Annotated in this window: 6 protein-coding genes; 5 read left to right on the top strand and 1 reads right to left on the bottom strand. The window is 66.6% G+C overall.

The genetic code is table 11. From position 1 onward, the window contains the following. Window positions 1-76 precede the first annotated feature (76 nt). On the top strand, window positions 77-1555 hold the full coding sequence (locus AC1RP5_RS10100; protein ID WP_493110511.1) for a SulP family inorganic anion transporter: 1479 nt from the start codon (window positions 77-79) through the stop codon (window positions 1553-1555). A 66-nt stretch (window positions 1556-1621) separates the two neighbouring features. Here AC1RP5_RS10100 and AC1RP5_RS10095 read toward each other — a convergent pair whose 3' ends face one another. Then, complete coding sequence (locus AC1RP5_RS10095; protein WP_493110510.1) at window positions 1622-2641, bottom strand: helix-turn-helix transcriptional regulator; 1020 nt, start codon at window positions 2639-2641, stop codon at window positions 1622-1624. 176 nt (window positions 2642-2817) lie between these two features. Here AC1RP5_RS10095 and AC1RP5_RS10090 point away from each other — a divergent pair, with 176 nt between their 5' ends. The 4 genes from AC1RP5_RS10090 (at window position 2818) to AC1RP5_RS10075 (ending at window position 24110) form a co-directional block, all read left to right on the top strand. Further along, complete coding sequence (locus tag AC1RP5_RS10090) at window positions 2818-4686, top strand: beta strand repeat-containing protein (protein ID WP_493110509.1); 1869 nt, start codon at window positions 2818-2820, stop codon at window positions 4684-4686. 122 nt (window positions 4687-4808) lie between these two features. Next, window positions 4809-6680, top strand: coding sequence for a calcium-binding protein (locus AC1RP5_RS10085; protein ID WP_493110508.1), 1872 nt, complete (start codon window positions 4809-4811; stop codon window positions 6678-6680). 178 nt (window positions 6681-6858) lie between these two features. After that, entirely contained in the window at window positions 6859-8658 is a 1800-nt protein-coding gene (locus AC1RP5_RS10080) for a calcium-binding protein (protein WP_493110507.1), read from the top strand. Between the two features lie 182 nt (window positions 8659-8840). Then, complete coding sequence (locus AC1RP5_RS10075; protein ID WP_493110506.1) at window positions 8841-24110, top strand: hypothetical protein; 15270 nt, start codon at window positions 8841-8843, stop codon at window positions 24108-24110. The last annotated feature ends 47 nt before the right edge of the window (window positions 24111-24157 follow it).

The following is a 24157-nucleotide window of genomic DNA, read 5'->3' as shown; positions in this document are numbered from 1 at the left end:
CGCGCAACCCGCCGTCTTCGCCGTAGTCCGGCGAAGCCCTGCCTTGCGAAACCATGTGTTTGTCGATCGACAGGTCATGACCAGCAATTTCAAGTCCCAGTGGTTTTCGAACCTCACCGAGGTGCGCCGCGAGTTTTTAGCCGGGCTCGTCGTCGCCCTCGCCCTCATCCCCGAGGCCATCGGCTTCTCGATCATCGCCGGCGTCGATCCTCGGGTCGGCCTCTATGCCTCGATCACCATCGCGATCGTCATTTCGCTGCTCGGCGGCCGGCCGGCGATGATCTCCGCCGCCACCGCCGCGGTCGCCGTCGTGGTGACGCCGCTGGTGCGCGACCATGGCGTCGACTACCTGTTCGCCGCCACCATCCTGATGGGCCTGATCCAGATCGTGGCCGGCTTCCTGCGCCTCGACCTCCTGATGCAGTTCGTCTCGCGCTCGGTCATCACCGGCTTCGTCAATGCGCTGGCGATCCTGATCTTCATGGCGCAGATCCCGCAGCTCGTCGGCGTGTCCTGGCACACCTACGCGATGATCGCGGCCGGCCTGGCGATCATCTACCTGCTGCCGCGCCTCACCACCGCCGTGCCATCGCCGCTGGTGGCGATCGTCGTGCTGGCGGCGCTCAGCATCGGCCTCGGCCTGCCGGTCCATACGGTGGGCGACATGGGCAAGCTGCCGGAGGCGCTGCCGAGCTTCGTCCTGCCGCAGGTGCCGCTCACCTGGGAGACGCTGCGCATCATCCTGCCCTACTCCCTCACCATGGCCGCCGTTGGCCTGCTGGAATCGATGCTCACGGCGCAGATCGTCGACGACATGACCGACACCGACAGCGACAAGCGCCGCGAGTGCCTGGGCCAAGGCAGCGCCAACATCGCCGCCGCCCTGACCGGCGGCATGGGCGGCTGCGCGATGATCGGCCAATCGGTGATCAACGTGACCTCGGGCGGCCGCAAGCGCCTCTCGACCTTCGTCGCGGGGACGGCGCTGCTGTTCCTGCTGGCGGTACTGGGACCGCTGGTCGGGCGCATCCCGATGCCGGCGCTGGTCGCGGTGATGATCATGGTGTCGATCGGCACCTTCAGCTGGAACTCAATCTCCAACCTGCGCCGCCATCCGCCGACCTCGAGCGTCGTGATGGTCGTCACCGTCTGCGTCGTCGTGTTCACCCGCGACCTGGCGCAGGGCGTGCTGGCGGGCGTGCTGCTCTCCGGCATTTTCTTCGCCGGCAAGGTCCGCCGCATGTTCACCGTCGAGCGCAGCGAGAGCGAGGGCCTAGTGACCTACCGCATTAGCGGCGAGATCTTCTTCGCCTCGGTCGACCGCTTCACGCGCGCCTTCCAGCCCGAAGAGGGACGCAGCGTGATCATCGACGTCACGGCGGCGCACTTCTGGGACATCTCGGGCGTCGGCGCGCTCGACAAGATCGTCGCCCGCCTGCGCCGCGACGGCTCCGACGTGAAGGTCATCGGCTACAACAAGGCCAGCGCCGACCTGGTCGACCGCTTCGCCCTGCACGACAAGACCGGCGTCGAACTGGGTGTGGCGCCGCACTGATCGAAGAGCCAGACTGGCCATTCTTTCTTCGACGCTCCCGGACATTGCTCCGCAATGTCCTGACGCTCATCTGGCCGAGCTTCGCTCGGCCATCCTGTCGAGGATCTTCTGCCAGCCCTCGAACACGTCGCCGACGTCCCGGGCGTTGGTCCTGACGTTGCGGGCGGCGACCGGCGTGTAGCCGAACATGCGGCGAAAGGCCGTGCTGAAATGGGCCTGGGTGCGGAAGCCGTACTGGTGGGCGACCTCGGCCATGCTGAGCTTGCCGCCCTCGTCCGAGATCAGGGCGTGCGCGGCCTCGAGCCGGCGCTGCTGGATGTAGTTCGAGATGCCGGTGGCGGCGTTGAACGAGCGGTAGAGCGAGGCGCGGCTGATCGCGACATCGCGGCAGATGGTGGCGACGGAGAGGTCGGGATCGGTCAGGTGCCCTTCGATATAAGCCATCACGCGATGGCCCATGTCGGCCGGCAGGTTGCGGCGGGCGTTGGGATCGTCCTGCGGCAGCGCCTGCAGCGTCGCGGTGAGCGCCCCGATGGTCGCCTTCTGCACCATCGGCAGGTCGCTCATCCTGAGGTCGGGCAGATGGCGGGCCAGTGCGAACATATGCTCGGCCAGCAGGCGTCCCGGCGCGCCCTCGATCAGGCGCCCGTGGAGCAGCGGCGCGTCGGGCGCCAGTTCGGCGGCGAGCGGGCGCGGCACGACCAGCATGATGTTGTCCTGCGCGGCGCCCTCGATCACCCAGGGATGGGCGAAGTCGATGACGCAGATCTGCCCGACCGACACCTGGACGTGCTGTCCGGTGTGGAGATGGGCGGCCCAGCTGCCGCGCCGCAGCGCGACGATGGAATAGGTGTCGCGCTTGTCGCGGGCGATGTGGGCCGGCGTACGCTCGATCCGCAGTGAGGTCAGCCGCGACGAGGTCACCATCAGCTCGCCGAGCAGCCAGCCCTTCGCATCGATCTCGAAATCGCCTTCGGAGGTCTGCTCGCTCGTGTAGCCCGCGGCGAGCTGGGAAAAGGCGGCGAGCCGCTGCCCCGGCGGCAACTTGCTGCCGTCGAGATGCACGGTTGGTACGGTAGGTGACACGTCATCTTCAGCCGCATTCGCCATGTCATGAGACATGCCATGCCCCTGCCCCGTTGAGAACGGGGGAAAGGACGCCGTGAGACGCTGGTGAAAATCGAATCGGCGGTTTTGAGACGCAACGGAAAAACCCGAATCCGGCCCCTCGCTAGAGTGCGCGCCTCTCAGGGAGGTGCCGCATGACGGTCTATTCGGGCAGCGCGACGAGCGTGACGCTTCAAAACGGCGACACGATTTCACCGCTCGCGACGATCGGCGGCGAAGGCATATCAGCACCGGTCACGGTCGTGGCCAACGCGGCGGTCCGGATCGCCGGGACGATCTATGGCGCCCGGGGGGTGGTCGCCGACACGGGAAGCATCGTCACGATCAATTCGACCGGCCGGGTTCTTGGCGACGAGTTCGGCGCGCTCCTCTACAGAGGCGGCACGCTCTACAACTACGGCTTCCTGGAAGGCAGCTCGAACGCAGGCGTCCTGTTCAGCGAGAACAGTCTCGTCGTTGCCAATCTCGGCATGATTTCGTCGTCCGTCACGGCCATTCGCGCCGCTGTCAACGCCGTCTCGCTCACCCTCGACAATATCGGCGGCACCATCATCGGAGCCGTCGCCGTCGCCGGAACGGGAACCTCGACCACGATCAACAACACGGGTGTCATCGCGAGCTTCGTCGAGGGCGGCAACGCCGTGACCATCGATTACGGCTGGTTCAAGCTGACCAATTCGGGGACGATCATCGGGAACGTCGACGCCGGTGGCCGCGACGACAGCGTGACCAACGACGGCCTGATCCAGGGCAACGTCAGCCTCGACACCAGCAACGACACCTACGGCGGCGTCGGACGGGTCACCGGCACCGTGTTCGGTGGCTCCGGCAACGACACGCTGACCGGCGGCATCTACGACGACCGGCTCGACGGCGGCGCCGACAACGACACCCTCGATGGCGGCCGCGGCGACGATGTCATGACCGGCGGCATGGGCAACGATACCTTCTATGTCGATTCGCCGGGCGACCAGGCGATCGAAGCAATCGGCGGCGGCACCGACACGGTCTACACGACGGTGAGCTACACCTTGCGCGCCGGCCAGGAGATCGAGACCCTTGCGGTCAATCCCGGTGCCGACTACGCCAACCTCGCGATCAGCCTCACGGGCAACGAGTTCGACAACACGCTGATCGGCAACGACGCCGCCAACAAGCTGAACGGCAAGATCGGCGCGGACACCATGATCGGCGGCGCGGGCAACGACACCTACTACGTCGACAATGCCGGCGACGTCGTCACCGAGACCACGAACCACGGCAACGACACGATCCTGACGACCGTCAGCTACACCTTGCCCGCCAATGTCGAGACCCTGCAGGCCCTGGGCACGGCCGACCTTTCGCTGACCGGCAACAGCCTCGCCAACAAGATCGTTGGCAATGGCGGCGCCAACCTGATCGATGGCGGCGCGGGTGCGGACACCATGGCCGGCGGCGCGGGCGACGACATCTATGTCGTCGACAATACGGGCGACAAAGTCTCCGAGCGTGTCGATGGCGGCAATGACGAGGTGCAATCGAGCGTCAGCTTCACCCTCGGCAACTACATCGAGAACCTGACCCTCACCGGCTCGGCGGCGATCAGCGGCACGGGCAACAAGGCGGCCAATATCATCACCGGCAACGGCGCGGCCAACACGATCGACGGCAAGGGCGGCCTCGACACGCTGACCGGCGGCGGCGGCGCCGACACGTTCGTCTTCTCGAGCAAGTTCGATGCGGCGATCAACCTCGCGACCATCACCGACTTCCAGCACGGCATCGACCGCATCGCGCTCGACGACTATGTGTTCAAGAAGATCGGCGCCGCGGGCAGCGCGCTCGACGACGCCTTCTTCACCGCCTCGGCGCCGACCACCAAGGACCAGCACATCCACTACGACCAGAGCACCGGCGTGCTTTCCTATGACGTCGACGGCAATGGCGCCAAGGCTGCCGTGGCTTTCGCCCAGGTGACCCCCGGGACCGTGCTCGACCATCACGACTTTCTCATCGTTTGAGGCCTCCTCGGAAAACGCACGCGTGAGACGCTGGTGAAAACCGGATCGCCGGTTTTGAGACGCAGCGGAAAAACCCGAATCCGGGCAATCGCTAGAGTGCGCGCCTCTCAGGGAGGTGCCGCATGACGGTCTACACGGGAAACTCGACCAGTCTGTTCCTGGTCGACGGCGACATGATCGCGCCGGGAGCGGTCGTTGGCGGGGCCAACGGCGTCTTCGTGGCCCAGATCGACCAAGATGCCGCCGTCCGGATCGCCGGCTCGGTCTGGGGTCTCCTGGCCGTGTACGCCTCTCCCGGCGCCACCCTCACGGTCACCCCGTCTGGAAGCCTCTCCGGCCGCGACAGGGCCGGCGCGGAATTCGAAAAGAGCGGCACGCTGTACAATTACGGCGGCATCGATGGCGCGCTCTTCGGCGTCGTCATGGACGGCGGCAGCAACGTCGTCTCCAACGTCGGGATCATCTCGGGAGACAATTACGGCCTCTACGTCTTTGCCCGTGGCTACACCTCGCTGAAATTCGACAATCTCGGCGGCACCGTCATCGCCGCGACCGCCATCGTCGGGGCCGGCGACCTGACGACGATCAACAACACCGGGCTGATCGCGAGCTACAGCGGCACCGCCGGCACGGCCGTGACGCCCGGGGGAAGCAAGCTCGTCCTGACCAATTCGCGAGACATCATCGGCAAGGTGTTCGGCGGGGTGCAGGACGACGTCGTGGTCAACAACGGGCTGATGCAGGGCGATGTCGATCTCAACGCCGGGAACGATACCTTCCGCGGCGCGGGTCAGGTCGTGGGAACGGTCTTCGGCAACGACGGCAACGACACGCTGAGCGGCGGCATCTATGACGATGCGCTGAACGGCGGCGCCGACAACGACATCCTGGACGGCGGCCGCGGCGACGACATCATGACCGGCGGGTCGGGCAACGACACCTTCTATGTCGACTCCATCGGCGACCGGGTGATCGAGAGTATCGGCGGCGGCACGGACACGATCTACACCAGCGTGAGCTACACGCTGCTCGCCGGCCAGGAGATCGAGACCCTCGCGATCAATCCCGGCGCCGACTACGCCAACCTCGCCCTCAACCTCACGGGCAACGAGTTCGACAACACGCTGATCGGCAACGACGCCGCCAACAAGCTGAACGGCAAGATCGGCGCCGACACGATGATCGGCGGCGCGGGCAACGACACCTACTACGTCGACAATGCCGGCGACGTCGTCACCGAGACCGCCAATCACGGCAACGACACGATCCTGACGACCGTCAGCTACACGCTGCCGGCCAATGTCGAGACCCTGCAGGCCACCGGCACGGCCGACATCGCCCTCACCGGCAACGGCCTCGCCAACAAGATCGTGGGCAACGCCGGCAACAACCTGATCGACGGCGGCGCGGGCGCCGACACGATGGCCGGCGGCGCGGGTAACGACACCTACATCGTCGACAACGCGGGCGACAAAGTCTCCGAGCGGGTCGATGGCGGCAATGACGAGGTGCGGTCGAGCGTCAGCTTCACCCTGGGCGCCAACGTCGAGACGCTCACGCTCACCGGCGTGGCCGCGATCAACGGCACCGGCAACAAGGCCGACAACACGATCACGGGCAACGGGGCGGCCAATGTGCTGAACGGCAAGGGCGGCTTCGACCTACTGACCGGCGGCGGTGGCGCCGACACGTTCGTGTTCGCGGGCAAGGCCGATGCCGCCGTGAACTACACGACCATCACAGACTTCGAGCACGGCGTCGATCGCATCGCGCTCGATCACTACTACCTGAAGAAGATCGGCACCGATGGCGCGCTCGACGAAGCGTTCTTCACGGCGTCCGCGCCCACCACCAAGGACCAGCACATCCTCTACGACAGCGCGACGGGCGTGATCTCCTACGACATCGACGGCAACGGCGTGACAGCCGCCGTCGCGATCGGCCAGGTGGCGCCGGGCACCGTGCTCGATCACCACGATTTCCTGATCGTCTAGGAACGCCGGAGGCCCGGCCGGCGTGGAGCCGTTGCCTTTGCGTCTCTAAAAGCGAGCGCCGTTTTCACCCACGTCTCAATCCTGCGTCCGGCCTCTTCTCGATGAAGCGGACACATGGCACCTCGCCGCGCACATCGCCGGAGCGGGCCAACCGCCTTCCGCGAAACGGGAGGATCCGATGACGGTATATTCGACCAACGCGCTGTCTCTGGAAATGGTCAATGGCGACGTGATCGCGCCGCTCACGCGGATCGGCGTGCTCCCAACCTCTGCATTCAGCACCGTCCGCGTCGCGGCCAACGCGAGTGTCTCTGTCTATGGAGCCGTCTGGGGGCAAAGCGGCCTCAGCGTCGATAGCGGTGGCATCGTCAAGCTCGGAGCAAGTGGGAGCGTAACGGCAAGTTTTCACGGCGCCATTTTCTGGTACGGCGGCACGCTTATCAATTTGGGCACGATAGAAGCGACCGGCGCGAGCAATGCCGTCTTTATGGCGGACCTTGGAGAAACTTTATCGGTCACCAACTTCGGCCTCCTGACGTCCGCCCGCGGCAGTGCCATTTTAGGTGCCAGCGGGACCCTGATGCTCAACAATTACGGGGTCATCGCCGGGAACGCCGGCGTGACCTGGAATGGTTCGACCGCGACGATCAACAATGCCGGAACGATCGTCGGCAACGTCAAAACCGGCAACGGCAACGATACCGTCGTGAACAACGGCTCGATCCAGGGCCACGTCATTCTCGGTCAGGGCAACGACACTTATCGAGGCACGGGACAGGTCGACCTGACGGTCTGGGGTGACGAAGGCAACGATACGCTGACCGGCGGCGCTTTCGACGACCGGCTCAATGGCGGCGTCGGCGACGACATCCTCGACGGCGGGCGCGGCGACGATGTCATGACCGGCGAGCTGGGCGACGACACCTTCTATGTCGATTCGCGAGGCGACCGTGTGATCGAAGCGGTCGGCGGCGGCAACGATACGGTCTACACCACGGTGAGCTACGTGTTGCGCGCGGGCCAGGAGATCGAGACCCTCGCGGTCAATCCCGATGCCGACTACGCCACCCTTGCGATCAACCTCACCGGCAACGAGTTCGCCAACACGCTGATCGGCAATGCCGGCAACAACAGGCTCGACGGTGGCGCCGGCGCCGACACGATGATCGGCGGCGACGGCGACGACGTCTACTACGTCGACGATGCCGGAGACGTCGTGGTCGAGACAGCCAACCACGGCACCGACACGGTCTTCACGTTGGTGAGCTACGCGCTGCCGGCCCATGTCGAGATCCTGCGGGCGCTGGGCACGGACGACATCAACCTCACCGGCAACAGCCTGGCGAACACGCTCATCGGCAACGCCGGCAACAATATCCTCAACGGCGGCGCGGGCGCGGACACGATGACCGGCGGCGCGGGTAACGACACCTACATCGTCGACAATGCGGGCGACAAAGTCTCCGAGCGAGTCCACGGCGGCAATGACGAGGTGCGGTCGAGCGTCAGCTTCACCCTGGGCGCCAACATCGAGAACCTCACGCTTACCGGCGTGGCCTCGATCAACGGCACGGGTAACAAGGCCGACAACACGATCACGGGCAACGGGGCGGCCAATGTGCTGAATGGCAAGGGCGGCTTCGACACGCTGACCGGCGGCGGTGGCGCCGACACGTTCGTGTTCGCGAGCAAGGCCGACGCCGGCGTGAACTACACCACCATCACCGACTTCGAGCACGGCGTCGATCACATCGCGCTCGATCACTACTATCTGAAGAAGATCGGCATCGATGGCGCGCTCGACGAGGCGTTCTTCACCGCTTCCGCCCCCACGACCAAGGACCAGCACATCCTTTACGACAGCGCGACGGGCGTGATTTCCTACGACGCTGATGGCGTGGGCGCCAAAGCCGCGGTCGCGATCGGCGAGGTCACACCCGGCACCGTGCTCGATCATCATGATTTTCTCATCGTGTGAATCGACGGCGAGCGGTTAGCGTTCGAAACCGAACGCGCCTAGCTGCAATTGTGCACAGCTGGGCGTGATTCAAATGGCCTTCCTCAACTTACCGCACTAAAAGTGCACGCTTCCTCGCGTTGTGCTTACAGGCCGCTCACCCCGCGATCGTCGACAGGCCGGGATGTGCAAGGCGGTCAGTCATGGCGTTTCCGGCCAATATCAATCTTTCCAGCCTGGATGGCACCACCGGCTTCAAGCTGACGGGCGTGGGCGCGGGCGACCAGGCCGGCTATTCGGTCGCGTCGGCCGGCGACGTGAATGGCGACGGTTTCGCCGATCTGCTCATCGGCGCCAGGGGCGCCAGCGGCAGCTTCGATGCCGGTGCAAGCTATGTGGTTTTCGGCAAGGCGTCGGGTTTCGCCGCCAACATCAACCTCTCGACGCTCGATGGTACCACCGGCTTCAAGCTGAGCAGCACGACGTCGAACGACTATAGCGGCGTGTCGGTCTCGTCTGCCGGTGACCTGAACGGCGACGGCTTCGACGACCTGATCATCGGCGCCGGCTATTCCAACCCGAATGGCTACCTGGCCGGCTCGGCCTTTGTCGTGTTCGGCAAGGCATCGGGCTTCGCCGCCAACATCAACATTTCCACGCTCGATGGCGTTGCCGGTTTCAAGCTGATTGGCGAGGGGCCGTCCGAATTGGCGGGCCGCTCGGTCGCGTCGGCGGGAGACGTGAATGGCGACGGCTTCGACGACCTGATCATCGGCGCCCCCTCGATCAACGGGAATCGCCCCACGAGCTATGTCGTGTTCGGCAAGGCGTCGGCTTTCGCCGCCAACATCAACCTTTCCACGCTCGATGGCGCCAACGGCTTCAAGCTGACTGGCGTGTCCGGGCCCGGCTTTAGCGGCTCCTCCGTCGCGTCGGCCGGTGACGTCAATGGCGACGGCTACGATGACCTGAGCATCGCCGGCGGGGGCTCGAGCTACGTCGTGTTCGGCAAGGCCTCGGGCTTCGCCGCCAATCTGGATCTTTCCACGCTCAACGGCGCCACGGGCTTCAAACTGAATGGCGGCATCAGCATCTCGTCAGCGGGTGACGTCAACGGCGACGGCTACGACGATGTGATCGTCGGGGCGACGGGCACAAGCTATGTCGTGTTCGGCAAGGCCTCGGGCTTCGCGGCCAACGTCGACCTCACGACGCTGAACGGAAGCAACGGATTCAAGCTCAATACCTCCGCCAATTCGGTCGCCTCCGCCGGCGACTTCAACGGCGACGGCTACGACGACCTGCTCCTCGCGGACGTGAGCGCGCAACCGAACGGCGGCAATTCCGGTGCGAGCTACATCGTGTTCGGCAAGGCATCGGGCTTTGGCGCCACCGTCGACGTTTCCACCCTGAACGGCATCACCGGCTTCAAGCTGAGTGGCGCGGGGAACAGCTTCAGCGGCCGATCGATCGCTTCCGCCGGCGACGTCAACGGCGACGGCTATGATGACCTGATCATCGGCGCGGCCCCCCAGTCATGGGTGAACGACACCCTTACCGGCGAAAGCTATGTGGTGTTCGGCGGCGCCGTCGGGGGCAGCACCCCCGTGACGACGACGGGCACCGGCGGGGCCGAAGTCCTGATCGGCGGCCTCGGCAACGACGTGCTGACGGGCGGCGGCGGGGCCGACGTGTTCAACGCCGGCGCGGGCAACGATCGCATCGTCGTGGCCGATCTCAATTTCCGTCTGGTCGACGGCGGCAACGGCACCGACACGCTGGCGCTGTCGGGCGCGGGCCAGACGCTCGACCTCACCTCCGTGGCGATGGCGGGCAGGCTGGAAGGCATCGAGCGCATCGATCTCACCGGCTCCGGCAACAACACTCTCATCGTCAACCAGGCCGCCGTGCTGGGCGGCGTCGGCGCCGTCACGGGCGGCAAGCACGTACTCACGGTCGAAGGCAACGTCGGCGACAAGATCTCGTTCGGCAACGAGGCGTGGACAAAGACCGGCTCGTTCACCGATGCCAGCGGCACGTTCGACCGCTGGGTGCTGGGCAACGCCGAGGTCGACGTCAAACAGAGCGTCTATTTCGGCTTGAACATCGACCTCTCCAGCCTGAACGGCACCACCGGCTTCAAGCTGACCGGCGTGGGTGCGGGCGATCAGGCCGGCTATTCGGTCGCGTCGGCCGGCGACGTGAATGGCGACGGCTTCGCCGACCTGCTCATCGGCGCCAGGGGCGCCAGCGGCAGCTTCGATGCCGGCGCAAGCTATGTCGTGTTCGGCAAGGCGTCGGGCTTCCCCGCCAACATCAATCTTTCGACGCTCGATGGCACCAACGGCTTCGCGCTGAGCAGCACGACATCGAATGACTATAGCGGCGTGTCGGTCTCGTCCGCAGGCGACCTCAACGGCGACGGCTTCGACGATCTGATCATCGGCGCCGGCTACTCCAACCCGAATGGTTACCTGGCCGGCTCGGCCTTTGTCGTGTTCGGCAAGGCGTCGGGCTTCGCCGCCAACATCAACATTTCCACGCTCAATGGGGTCAACGGCTTCAAGCTGATCGGCGAGGGTCCGTCCGAATTGGCGGGCCGCGCGGTCGCGTCGGCGGGAGACATCAACGGCGACGGCTTCGACGACCTGATCATCAGCGCGCCCTCGATCAACGGCAATCGCCCCACGAGCTATGTCGTGTTCGGCAAGGCGTCGGCCTTCGCCGCCACCATCAACCTTTCCACGCTCGATGGCGTCACCGGCTTCAAGCTGACCGGCCCGTCGGCGGGTGGCTTCAGCATCGCCTCCGTTGCGTCGGCCGGTGACGTCAATGGCGACGGCTACGACGACCTGGCTATCGGCGTCGGGAGCTCGAGCTACGTCGTGTTCGGCAAGGCCTCGGGTTTCACCGCCAGTCTGGACCTTTCCACGCTGGATGGCGCCACGGGCTTCAAGCTGAACGGCGGCGGCACGATCTCGTCGGCGGGTGACGTGAATGGCGACGGCTACGACGACGTGATCGTCGGGGCCACGGGCGCGAGCTATGTCGTGTTCGGCAAGGCCTCGGGCTTCACCGCCAACGTCGATCTCACGACGCTGAACGGAAGCAACGGCTTCAAGCTCAACACCGCGGCCAATTCCGTCGCCTCCGCCGGCGACTTCAACGGCGACGGCTACGACGACCTGCTCCTCTCGGACATGAGCCTGCAACCGAACGGCGGCAATTCCGGTGCAAGCTACATCGTGTTCGGCAAGGCATCGGGCTTTGGCGCCACCGTCGATGTTTCCGCCCTGAACGGCATCACCGGCTTCAGGCTGAGCGGCCCGGCGAACAGCTTCAGCGGCCGCTCGATCGCCTCGGCCGGCGACGTCAACGGCGACGGTTACGACGACCTGATCATCGGCGCGGCCCCCCAGTCGTGGGTCAACGACACCCTCACCGGCGAAAGCTATGTGGTGTTCGGTGCCGCCTTCGGGACGACGGTCACGACGACGGGCACCGCGGCGGCCGAGATCCTGATCGGTGGCAGCAGCAACGACGTGCTGACGGGCGGCGGCGGAGCCGACGTATTCAACGGCGGTGCGGGCAACGATCGAATCGTCGTGGCGGATCTCAGTTTCCGCCTGGCCGACGGCGGGCTGGGCACCGACACGCTGGCGCTGTCGGGCGCTGGCCAGACGCTCGACCTCACCTCCGTGGCGATGGCCGGCAGACTTGACGGCATCGAGCGCATCGACCTGACCGGCAGCGGCAACAACACCCTCGCCATCAACCAGGCCGCCGTGCTGGGTGGCGTCGGCGCCGTCACCGGCGGCAAGCACGTGCTGACGGTCGAGGGCAATGCCGGCGACAGGATCTCGTTCGGCACCGAAGCCTGGGCCAAGACCGGCTCGTTCACCGATGCCAGCGGCACCTTCGACCGCTGGGTGCTGGGCAACGCCGAGGTCGACGTCAAGCAGGGCGTCTATGTCGGCGTGCCGAACGTCGATCTGTCGGGACTGACCGGCACCAACGGCTTCAAGCTGACCGGTGTGACGGCGCGCGACACCGCGGGCCACTCGGTCGCGTCGGCGGGCGACGTCAACGGCGACGGCTACGACGACCTGATCATTGGCGCGCCCCTGGCCGACCCGAACGGCAACAGTTCCGGCGCGAGTTACGTGGTGTTCGGCAAGGCATCGGGCTTCTCCGCCAACATCGACCTGTCCACGCTGAACGGCACCACCGGCTTCAAGCTGAACGGCGTGGCGGCTAACGATCAGGCCGGCCTTGCGGTGGCGTCGGCGGGCGACATCAACGGCGATGGCTACGACGACCTGATCGTCGGCGACCGCAGCGGCAGCACCGGCTACGTCGTGTTCGGCAAGGGGTCGTTTGGCACCACCATCAATCTGTCCGGCCTCGACGGCACCACCGGCTTCAAGCTGGTCGGCGGCGCAAACGACGCGGCCCGGTCGGTGGCATCGGCCGGAGACATCAACGGCGACGGCTACGACGACCTGATCGTCGGTTCTCCGATCGGCAATGCGAGCTACGTCGTGTTCGGCAAGGCAACGGGTTTCGCCGCCACGTTCACTCTGTCCACCCTGAACGGCACCAACGGCTTCAAGCTGAGCGGCACGCCCACGTTCAGTTACCCCGGCACATCGGTTGCGTCGGCGGGCGACGTCAACGGCGACGGCTTCGACGACCTGATCATCGGCGCCACCTTCTCGGGCGTGAGCTCCGACCCCGGTGCCGCCTACGTGGTGTTCGGCAAGGCCTCGGGCTTCACCGCCAACATCAACCTCACGACCCTGAACGGCAGCAACGGCTTCAAGCTGACCGGCGTTACGGCCGCCGACAATACCGGCATCTCGGTCTCCTCGGCCGGCGACATCAATGGCGACGGCTACGCCGACCTGATCGTCGGCGCCAACGGCGCCGACCCGCACGGCAGCAGTTCCGGCGCGAGTTACGTGGTGTTCGGCAAGGGCTCGGGCTTCGCGGCCAACGTCAATCTTTCGAGTCTGGACGGCAGCAACGGCTTCAAGCTGAGCGGCACCGCGGCCGACGATGCCGCCGGCATCTCGGTCTCCTCGGCGGGCGACGTGAACGGCGACGGTTACGACGACCTGATCGTCGGCGCCAACGGAGCCGACCCGCACGGCGCCAATTCCGGCGCGAGCTACCTGGTGTTCGGCAAGGCCGGCGGCTTTGCCGCCAACCTCGATCTCTCCCTCTTCGACGGCATCAACGGCTTCAAGCTGAGCGGCGCTGCGGCCAGCGATGCCGCCGGTATCTCGGTCGCCGCGGCGGGCGACGTGAACGGCGACGGCTACGACGACCTGATCATCGGCGCCGACGCGACCGGCACCGTGGGGCGCGGCGCGGCCTATGTCATGTTCGGCGCCGCCTTCGGTGGCGCGGTGACGACGACCGGCACGGCGGCGGCGGAGATCCTGATCGGCGGCTCGACGGCCGACGTGCTGACGGGCGGCGGCGGCGCGGACGTGTTCCATGCCGGCGCCGGCGACGATCGCCTCGTGGTGAGCGACGTCACCTTCGGCCTGGCCGACGGCGGCAGCGGCAGCGACACGCTGGCCCTGTCGGGCGCGGGCCAGACGCTCGACCTCACCCTCCCCGGAACGCGGGTCGAGAGCATCGAGCGCATCGATCTCACCGGCACCGGCAACAACACGCTGGTGCTCAACGCGCGGACCGTCACCGGCCTCGTCGATGCCGCCTCGGGCGGCATGCACGTGCTCACGGTCATGGGCAATGCCGGCGACACGGTGCAACTGGGCGCCGAGAACTGGAGCAAGACCGGCTCGTTCACCGACGCCAACGGCACGTTCGACCGCTGGGTGCTGGGCAACGCCGAGGTCGACATCCAGCAGGGCGTCGCCGTCCCCGGCCCCACCCTGAACGGCACCGCAGGCAACGATACCCTCACCGGCACGTCACGCCCGGACATCCTGAACGGCCTGGACGGCAACGACATCCTCGATGGCGCCGCGGGCGCCGACACGATGACCGGCGGCACGGGCGACGACACCTATTACGTCGACAATGCCGGCGACCAGGTGGTCGAACTGGCGGGCGGCGGCACCGACACGATCTACACCACGCTCGACTACTCGCTGGCCGGCACCCAGGTCGAGAACCTGCGCGCCAATGCCGGTACGACCGGATTGAGCCTCACCGGCAACGGCATGGCCAACAGCCTGCTCGGCGGCGCCGGCAACGACACGCTCGACGGCGGGCTGGGCGCCGACACGATGACGGGCGGCGCGGGCAACGACACCTATTACGTCGACAATGCCGGCGACCAGGTGGTCGAGCAGGCGGGCGGCGGCACCGACACGGTCTACGCGAGCGTCGACTACACGCTGGCGGCCGGACAGGAGATCGAGGTTCTGCGCGCCAATGCCGGCACGACCGGTTTGAGCCTCACCGGCAACGCGCTGGCCAACAGCCTGATCGGCGGCGCCGGCAACGACATCCTCGATGGCGGCGCGGGCGCCGACACGATGACCGGCGGCGCGGGCGACGACACCTATTATGTCGACAATGCCGGCGACCAGGTCGTCGAGACGGCGGGCGGCGGCACCGACACGGTCTACACCAGCGTCGACTACACGCTGGCGGCCGGCACTTCTGTCGAGGTCCTGAGCGTCAACGCGGGCGCGACCGGATTGCACCTCACCGGCAACGAGCTGGCCAACACCCTGCTCGGCTATATCGGCAACGACACGCTCGACGGCGGTGCGGGTGCCGACATCCTGAGCGGTGGCGCGGGCAACGACACCTACTATGTCGACAATGTCGGCGACCAGGTGATCGAGACGGAAGGCGGCTACGACACGATCTACACCAGCGTCGACTTCACGCTGGCGGACGAAGTCGGTGTCGAGGTCCTGCGCGCCAATGCCGGCACGACCGGTCTGAGCCTCACCGGCAACTACATGGCCAACAGCCTGTTCGGCGGTGACGGCAACGACATCCTCGACGGCGGCGCCGGCAACGACACGATGACCGGCGGCGCGGGCGACGACACCTACATCCTCGACGCTCCCGGCGACGAGGTGATCGAGCTGGCGGGCGGCGGCACCGACACGATCTACGTGAGCGTCGACTTCACGCTGGCGGCGGGACTGGAGATCGAGGTCCTGCGCACCAATGCGGGCTCGGTCGGGCTGTACCTCACCGGCAACGAGCTGGCCAACAGCCTGTTCGGTGACGACGGCAACGACAAGCTGACGGGCGGCGGCGGCGCGGACAAGTTCGACGGCGGCGGCGGCGACGACCGGCTGGTCGTCAGCGACATGAACTTTGTCCAGGCCAAGGGCGGGAGCGGCACCGATACGCTGGCGCTCGATGGCGCGGGCCTGTCGCTCGACCTCACCGATCCGCTGACGGCGGCGAAGCTCGACAGCATCGAGCGCATCGACCTCACCGGCGCCGGCAACAACACGCTGACGATCAACCGGGCCGCTGTACTGGGCGGCATCGGCGCCGAGATCGGCGGCAATTACGTGCTCACGGTCGACGGCAATGCCGGCGACAAGGTGTCGTTCGGCGACTTTTCCTGGGTGAAGTCCGGATCGTTCACCGATTCGAGCGGTACCTTCGACCGCTACATCCTCGGCAATGCCGAGGTCGACGTGAAGCAGGGCGTGATCGTCGCTGCTCCGGCAAACCTCGATCTTTCGAGCCTCGACGGCACCAACGGCTTCAAGATGATCGGCGGGGGCGCGTCAGAGCGCAGCGGCCGCTCGGTCGCGGCGGGTGACATCAACGGCGATGGCTTTGCCGATGTGATCGTCGGGGCCTACGGCGCAACCTACAACGGCACTTATTCCGGCTCGAGCTACATCGTGTTCGGCAAGGCGTCGGGCTTCGATCCGACCATCGATCTCTCGACCCTGGATGGCAGCAACGGCTTCAGGGTGTATGGCCCCGCGCAAAGCCTCCTCGGCATCGCGGTCGCGTCGGCGGGCGATATCAACGGCGACGGTTTCGCCGACCTGATCGTCGGCGCCACGGGCGTGAATGGCTTTGCCGGAGCCAGCTACGTGGTGTTCGGCAAGGCAACTGGTTTTTACGGCAGCCTCGATATTGCCAGCCTCGATGGCACGAACGGATTCGTGCTGAACGGTGTTTCCGGGAACAACGGCTCGGGTGTCTTCGTAGCTTCGGCGGGCGACGTCAATGGAGACGGCTACGATGACATGATGGTCGCTGCCAGATTCGGCACCCCGAACGGCGCCAGCTATGTGGTGTTCGGCAAGGCTTCCGGCTTCGACGCCAGCTTCGATCTCTCGTCGCTCGACGGCGTCAACGGCTTCAAGCTGAGCGGCGGCTATGCCCTTGGTTCGGCGGGCGACATCAATGGCGACGGCTTCGACGATGTGATCGTCGGCTCTCGCTATCAGAATGCGGCCTACGTGGTGTTCGGCAAGGCGTCGGGCTTTGCCGCCAACACGAATCTCGCGAGCCTCGACGGCAGCAACGGCTTCAAACTGAACGGCGGCGACTGGACAGGCCGCTCCGTCGCATCGGCGGGCGATGTCAACGGCGACGGCTTTGCCGACCTGATCATCGGCGCTCCGTATGCCGGCAGCGGTTATATCGGCTGGGCCTACGTGGTGTTCGGCAAGGCGTCGGGCTTTGGCACCACGATGGATCTTGCGACGCTCGACGGCAGCAACGGCTTCCGCCTGAGCGGTGTGACCGGTTGGGACGCCACCGGCTGGTCGGTCGCCTCGGCGGGCGATTTCAACGGCGACGGCTTCGACGACCTGATCGTCGGCGCCCAGTTCGTCTCTGCGCACGGCGCCTACTCCGGCGCGAGCTACGTCGTGTTCGGCAAGGCGTCGGGCTTTGCCGCCGACCTCGACCTTGGACTGCTCGACGGCAGCAACGGCTTCAAGCTGAGCGGCGAGGCGACACGCAATAACGCCGGCTATTCGGTGGCGTCGGCGGGCGACGTGAACGGCGATGGCTACGACGATCTGATCGTCAGCGCCCCGTTTGCCAGCTCGAACGGTGCCTTTTCCGGCACGAGTTATGTCGTGTTCGGCGGCGCGTTCGGCGCCCTGGACGCACCGGTCACGACCACCGGCACGGCCGCAGCCGAAATCCTGACGGGCGGGCGCGGCAACGACGTGCTGACCGGCGGCGGCGGAACCGACGTGTTCCACGCCGGCGCGGGCGACGACCGTCTGGTCGTGAGCGACCTCACCTTCCGCCTGGCCGACGGCGGCAGCGGCACCGACACGCTGGCGCTGTCGGGCGCGGGCCTGTCGCTCGACCTCACCGATCCGATGATGGCGGCGAAGCTCGACAGCATCGAGCGCATCGACCTCACCGGCACCGGCAACAACACGCTGACGATCGATTCTTTCGCGGTGCTGGGCGGCGTCGGCGCCGTCTCCGGCGGCAAGCACGTGCTGACGGTCGAGGGCAATGCCGGCGATACGGTGCTGCTGAGCGACAACGAGGCCTGGGCCAGGGCCGGTTCCTTCACCGATGCCAGCGGCACCTTCGACCGCTGGGTGTTCGGCAACGCCGAGGTCAACATCGAGCGCGGCCTGACCGTGCCGCATTTGCAGAACCTCGTGCTCTCGGGCCTCGACGGCACCCTGGGCTTCACGCTGAACGGAGCGGAGACCAATAACCGCAGCGGCTTCTCGGTCGCGTCGGCGGGCGACCTCAACGGCGACGGCTATGCCGACCTGATCGTCGGCAGCTTCAGCGCCGGCAGCTACGTGGTGTTCGGCAAGGCGTCGGGCTTCGGCGCTTCGATGGATCTCTCGTCGCTGGACGGCAGCAACGGCTTCAAGCTGAGTGGCCCGGGCTTCAGCGGCCAGGCGGTCGCGTCGGCGGGCGACGTCAACGGCGACGGCTATGCCGACTTGATCATCGGCGCGCCCCGGTACGACGGCGGCGACCATTCGAGCGGCGCGAGCTACGTCGTGTTCGGCTCCGCGTCGGGCTTTGTAGCCAACTTCGACCTCACCACCCTGGACGGCACCAACGGGTTCCGGCTGGACGGCGTGTCGCTGTTCGAACAGGTCGGCATGTCGGTCGCGTCGGCAGGCGACATCAACGGGGACGGCTTCGACGATCTCATCATCGGCGCGCCTTATGGCTCGCCGAACGGCACCTACTCCGGCACCAGCTACGTGGTGTTCGGCAAGGCGTCGGGCTTCAGCTACTCGATGAATTTGTCGACCTTGGACGGCAGCAACGGCTTTGTCCTCAAGGGCGCGTCGGCCTCGAACTTCCTCGGCGGTTCGGTCGCGTCGGCCGGTGACGTCAATGGCGATGGCTTCGCCGACCTGATCGTCGGCGCCCGCTATGCCGATCCGGACGGCCGCTTTGCCGGCACGAGCTACGTGATCTTCGGCAAGGCCGGTGGCTTTGCCGCCGAGTTCGACCTCGGAACCCTCGACGGCAGCACCGGCTTCAAGCTGGTCGGCGCGCCGTACGACCGGGCCGGCCGGGCAGTCGCCTCGGCGGGCGACGTGAACGGCGATGGCTTCGACGACCTGATCGTCGGCAGCTGGCAGGCTGGCTACAACAGGACGGGCGCCAGCTTCGTGGTGTTCGGCAAGGCGTCGGCCTTCGACGCCACGATGGATCTTTCGACGCTCGACGGCAGCAACGGCTTCCGCCTGAGTGGCGCGGGCGAGAGCAATCTCGCCGGCTATTCGGTCGCCTCGGCGGGCGACGTCAACGGCGACGGCTTCGACGACCTGATCGTCAGCGCCACCGGTGTGGGCGACGGGTCCGGCACGAGCTACGTGGTGTTCGGCAAGGCCTCGGGCTTCGCCGCCAACATCGACCTCGGCCATCTCGGCGATGCCGGCATCGAGCTGATCGGCACGGCGCGCGACAGCAGCGGCACGTCGGTCGCCTCGGCGGGCGATGTGAATGGCGACGGCTACGACGACCTGATCGTCGGCGCACCGAATGGCTCCATCAACGCCGGTTACTCGGGCACGAGCTACATCGTGTTCGGCGGCGCGTTCGGCGCTTCGGACACGCCGGTCACGACGACCGGCACCTCGGCGACGGAAGTGTTCACCGGCGGGCGCGGCAACGACGTGCTGACGGGCGGCGGTGGAACCGACGTATTCCATGCCGGCGCGGGCAACGACCGTCTGGTGGTGAGCGACCTCACCTTCCGCCTGGCCGACGGCGGCACCGGCACCGACACGCTGGCGCTCGACGGTTCGGGCCTCTCGCTCGACCTCACCAACCTGACGATGGCGGCAAAGCTCGAAAGCATCGAGCGCATCGACCTCACGGGCACCGGCAACAACACGCTGACGATCGACCAGTTCGCGGTCCTGAACGGCGTCGGCGCCGTCACCGGCGGCAAGCACGTGCTGACGGTCATGGGCAATGCCGGCGATACGGTTCTGCTGACGGAGCAGTACTGGGCGAAGGTCGGCTCCTTCACCGACGCCAGCGGCACCTTCGATCGCTGGGCGCTGGGCAATGCCGAGGTCAATATCGAGCGCGGCCTGACCGTGCCGCACGCGCAGAACGTCCAGCTCTCGAGCCTCGACGGCACTCTCGGCTTCCGGTTGGACGGCGTGGCGGACAACGACCGCAGCGGCCTCTCGGTCGCATCGGCGGGCGACCTCAATGGCGACGGCTTCGCCGACCTGATCGTCGGCAGTTCCAACGCCGGCAGCTACGTCGTGTTTGGCAAGGCGTCGGGCTTCGGTGCTTCGATCGATCTCTCGGCGCTGGACGGCAGCAACGGCTTCAAGCTGAGTGGCCCGGGCTTCAGCGGCCAGGCGGTCGCGTCGGCGGGCGACGTGAACGGTGACGGCTATGCCGACCTGATCATCGGCGCGCCCCGCTTCGACGGCGGCGATCATTCCAGCGGCGCGAGCTACGTCGTGTTCGGCACGGCATCGGGCTTCGGCACCAACCTCGACCTCACCACGCTGGATGGCACCAACGGGTTCCGGCTGGATGGCGTGTCGCTGTTCGAACAGGTCGGCATGTCGGTCGCATCCGCGGGCGATCTGAACGGCGACGGCTTCGACGACCTGGTCATCGGCGCGCCTTACGGCTCGCCGAACGGCACCTACTCCGGCACCAGCTACGTGGTGTTCGGCAAGGCCGGTGGCTTCGACGCCACGATGGATCTGGCGACGCTGAACGGCAGCAACGGCTTTGTCCTCAAGGGCGCGTCGACCTCGAACTTCCTGGGCGGCTCGGTCGCCTCGGCCGGTGATGTCAACGGCGACGGCTTCGACGACCTGATCGTCGGCGCCCGCTACGCCGACCCCGACGGCCACCTTGCCGGCACCAGCTATGTGATCTTCGGCAAGGCCGGCGGCTTTGCCGCCGAGTTCGACCTCGGCACCCTCGACGGCAGCACCGGCTTCAAGCTGGTCGGCGCACCTTATGATCGGGTCGGCCGCGCGGTCGCGTCGGCGGGTGACATCAACGGCGACGGCTTCGACGACCTGATCGTCGGCAGCTGGCAAGCCGGCTACAACAGCACGGGCGCCAGCTATGTGGTGTTCGGCAAGGCGTCGGGCTTCGGCGCCAGCTTCGATCTCTCGACGCTCGACGGCAGCAACGGCTTCCGCCTGAGCGGCGCGGGCGAGAGCAATTTCGCCGGCTATTCGGTGGCGTCGGCGGGCGACTTCAACGGCGATGGTTTCGACGATCTGATCGTCAGCGCCACCAATGCCGGTTCGGACGGCAACAGGTTCGGCACGAGCTACGTCGTGTTCGGCAAGGCCTCCGGTTTCGCCGACAACATCGACCTCGGCCATCTCGGCGATGCCGGCATCGAGCTGTTCGGCACGACGGGCGATGGAAGCGGCACGTCGGTCGCCTCGGCGGGCGACGTGAATGGCGACGGCTACGACGACCTGATCGTCGGCGCGCCCAACGCCTCCCTCAGCGGTGCGTCTTCGGGCTCGAGCTACATCGTGTTCGGTAACGCCTTCGGCGCCTCGGTGACGACGACCGGCACGGGTGCGGCCGAGATGCTGATCGGCGGTGCAAGCGACGACGTGCTGACCGGCGGCGGCGGGGCCGACGTGTTCCACGCCGGCGCAGGCAACGACCGATTGGTGGTCAGCGACCTCACGTTCCGGCTGGCCGACGGCGGCAACGGCATCGACACGCTGGCGCTGTCGGGCGCGGGCCTGTCGCTCGATCTCACCGATGCCTTGATGGCGGCGAGGCTCGACAGCATCGAGCGCATCGATCTCACGGGCACCGGCAACAACACGCTCAAGGTTGACGCAGCTTCCATCCTCGGCGGCGTCGGCGCCGTCGCGGGCGGCAAGCACGTGCTGACCGTCGAAGGCAATGCCGGCGACGCGGTGGCATTGGGCACCGAGGCCTGGATCAAGACGGGCTCGTTCAGCGACGGCGCTGGCACGTTCGACCGCTGGGTGCTGGGCGATGCCGAGATCGACATCCAGCAGGGCATCGCCGTGGTGGCCGCCATCCTGACCGGCACCACGGGCGACGATGTCCTCACCGGCACCGCGCATACCGACATCCTGAACGGCCTGGACGGCAACGACACCCTCGACGGCGGCGCCGGTCCCGACACGATGACCGGCGGCCTCGGCAACGACAAATACTTCGTCGACGATGCCGGCGACGTGGTGATCGAGACGGCAGGCCAGGGCAACGACACGGTCTACACCAGCGTCGATTTCACGCTGACCGCCGGCCAGGAGATCGAATACCTCCGCGCGATGGCCGGCACGAGCGGCCTCACCCTCACCGCCAACGACGGCGGCGTCGCCTTGTTCGGCGCCGACGGCAACGACACGCTGATCGGTGGTGGCGGCAACGACAAGCTCGATGGCGGCCTGGGCGCCGACACGATGGAAGGCGGCCTCGGCAACGACACCTACTATGTCGACGACGAGCACGACGTGGTGATCGACACGGGCGGCAACGACACGATCCGCACCACCGTCAGCTACACGCTGGCGGCGGGCCAGGAGATCGAATACCTGCGCGCCTCGACGCTCATCTCGGTGGGCCTCACCCTGACCGGCAACGAATTCGCCAACACGCTGTTCGGCGGCGCGGGCGACGACACGCTGGTGGGTGGCGACGGGGCCGACAAGCTCGATGGCGGCGTCGGCGCCGACACGATGGAAGGCGGCACCGGCAACGACACCTACTACGTCGACAATATCGACGACGTGGTGATCGAGGCCGCGGGCGCGGCGGGCGGCAGCGACACGGTGCGCGCGTCGGTGAGCTACACGCTCACGGCCAATGTCGAGAAGCTGTTCCTCTCCGGCACCGACAACATCAACGGCACCGGCAACGCGCTCGCCAACACGATGACCGGCAACGACGGCAACAACATCCTCGACGGCGGCGCGGGCGCCGACACGATGTCCGGCGGGCTGGGTGACGATACCTACTACTTCGACTCGAGTTCCGACCGGGCGCTGGAGGCCGATGGCGGCGGCACCGACACGATCTACACCGGCGTGACCTACACGCTGCGGGCCGGCACCGAGATCGAGGTCCTGGCGATCAATCCGGACGCGGCTTACGCCAACCTCGCGATCAACCTGACGGGCAACGAATACGCCAACACGCTGATCGGCAACGATGCCCGCAACATCCTGACCGGGATGGGCGGCAACGACACGATGATCGGCGGCGACGGCGACGACGTCTATTACGTGACCGATGCCGGCGACATCGTGACCGAGACCGCGAACCATGGCACCGATACGGTCTACACGACCGTCAGCTATGGCCTGTCGGCCAATGTCGAGCTCCTGAAGGCGCAGGGCACCGGCAATATCGACCTCACCGGCAACGGCCTCGACAACACCATCGTGGGCAACGACGGCAACAACCGGATCGATGGCGGCGCGGGCGCCGACACCATGACCGGCGGCGCGGGCAACGACACCTACGTCGTCGACAACGCAGGCGACAAGATCATCGAGAAGGCCGATGGCGGCGACGATGCCGTCGAGGCGAGCATCAGCTTCACCCTGGGCAATTACATCGAGAAGCTGACCCTCACCGGCTCGGCCGCGATCGACGGCACCGGCAACAAGGCGGCCAACACCATCGTCGGCAATGGTGCTGCGAACGTCATCGACGGCAAGGGCGGGATCGATACGCTGACCGGCGGCGCCGGCGCGGACACGTTCATCTTCTCGAGCAAGCCGGATGCGATGGTGAATTACGCAACCATCACCGACTTCGAGCACGGCACCGACCACATCGCGCTCGACCACTACTACTTCAAGAAGATGGGCACCGACGGCGCGCTCGACGCCGCCTTCTTCACCGCCTCCGCGCCCACGACGAAGGACCAGCACGTCCTCTACGACCAGGGCACCGGCGTGATCTCCTACGACGTCGACGGCAACGGCGCCCAGGCCGCCGTCGCGATCGGCAAGGTCACGGCCGGCACCGTGCTCGACCATCACGACTTCCTGATCGTGTAACCGCACAGGACCTGAAACTGTTTGCGCTGCGTCTCAGATTCGCAGCG

Source organism: Reyranella sp. GW821-FHT12G01 (genome assembly GCF_058806575.1).
This window is presented reverse-complemented; position numbering and strand designations above follow the sequence as displayed.

Bases quoted from the DNA above. Each gene is read 5' to 3' on its own strand.
- AC1RP5_RS10100 (WP_493110511.1), top strand. From the start codon at position 77: ATGACCAGCAATTTCAAGTCCCAGTGGTTTTCGAACCTCACCGAGGTG.
- AC1RP5_RS10090 (WP_493110509.1), top strand. From the start codon at position 2,818: ATGACGGTCTATTCGGGCAGCGCGACGAGCGTGACGCTTCAAAACGGC.
- AC1RP5_RS10085 (WP_493110508.1), top strand. From the start codon at position 4,809: ATGACGGTCTACACGGGAAACTCGACCAGTCTGTTCCTGGTCGACGGC.
- AC1RP5_RS10080 (WP_493110507.1), top strand. From the start codon at position 6,859: ATGACGGTATATTCGACCAACGCGCTGTCTCTGGAAATGGTCAATGGC.
- AC1RP5_RS10075 (WP_493110506.1), top strand. From the start codon at position 8,841: ATGGCGTTTCCGGCCAATATCAATCTTTCCAGCCTGGATGGCACCACC.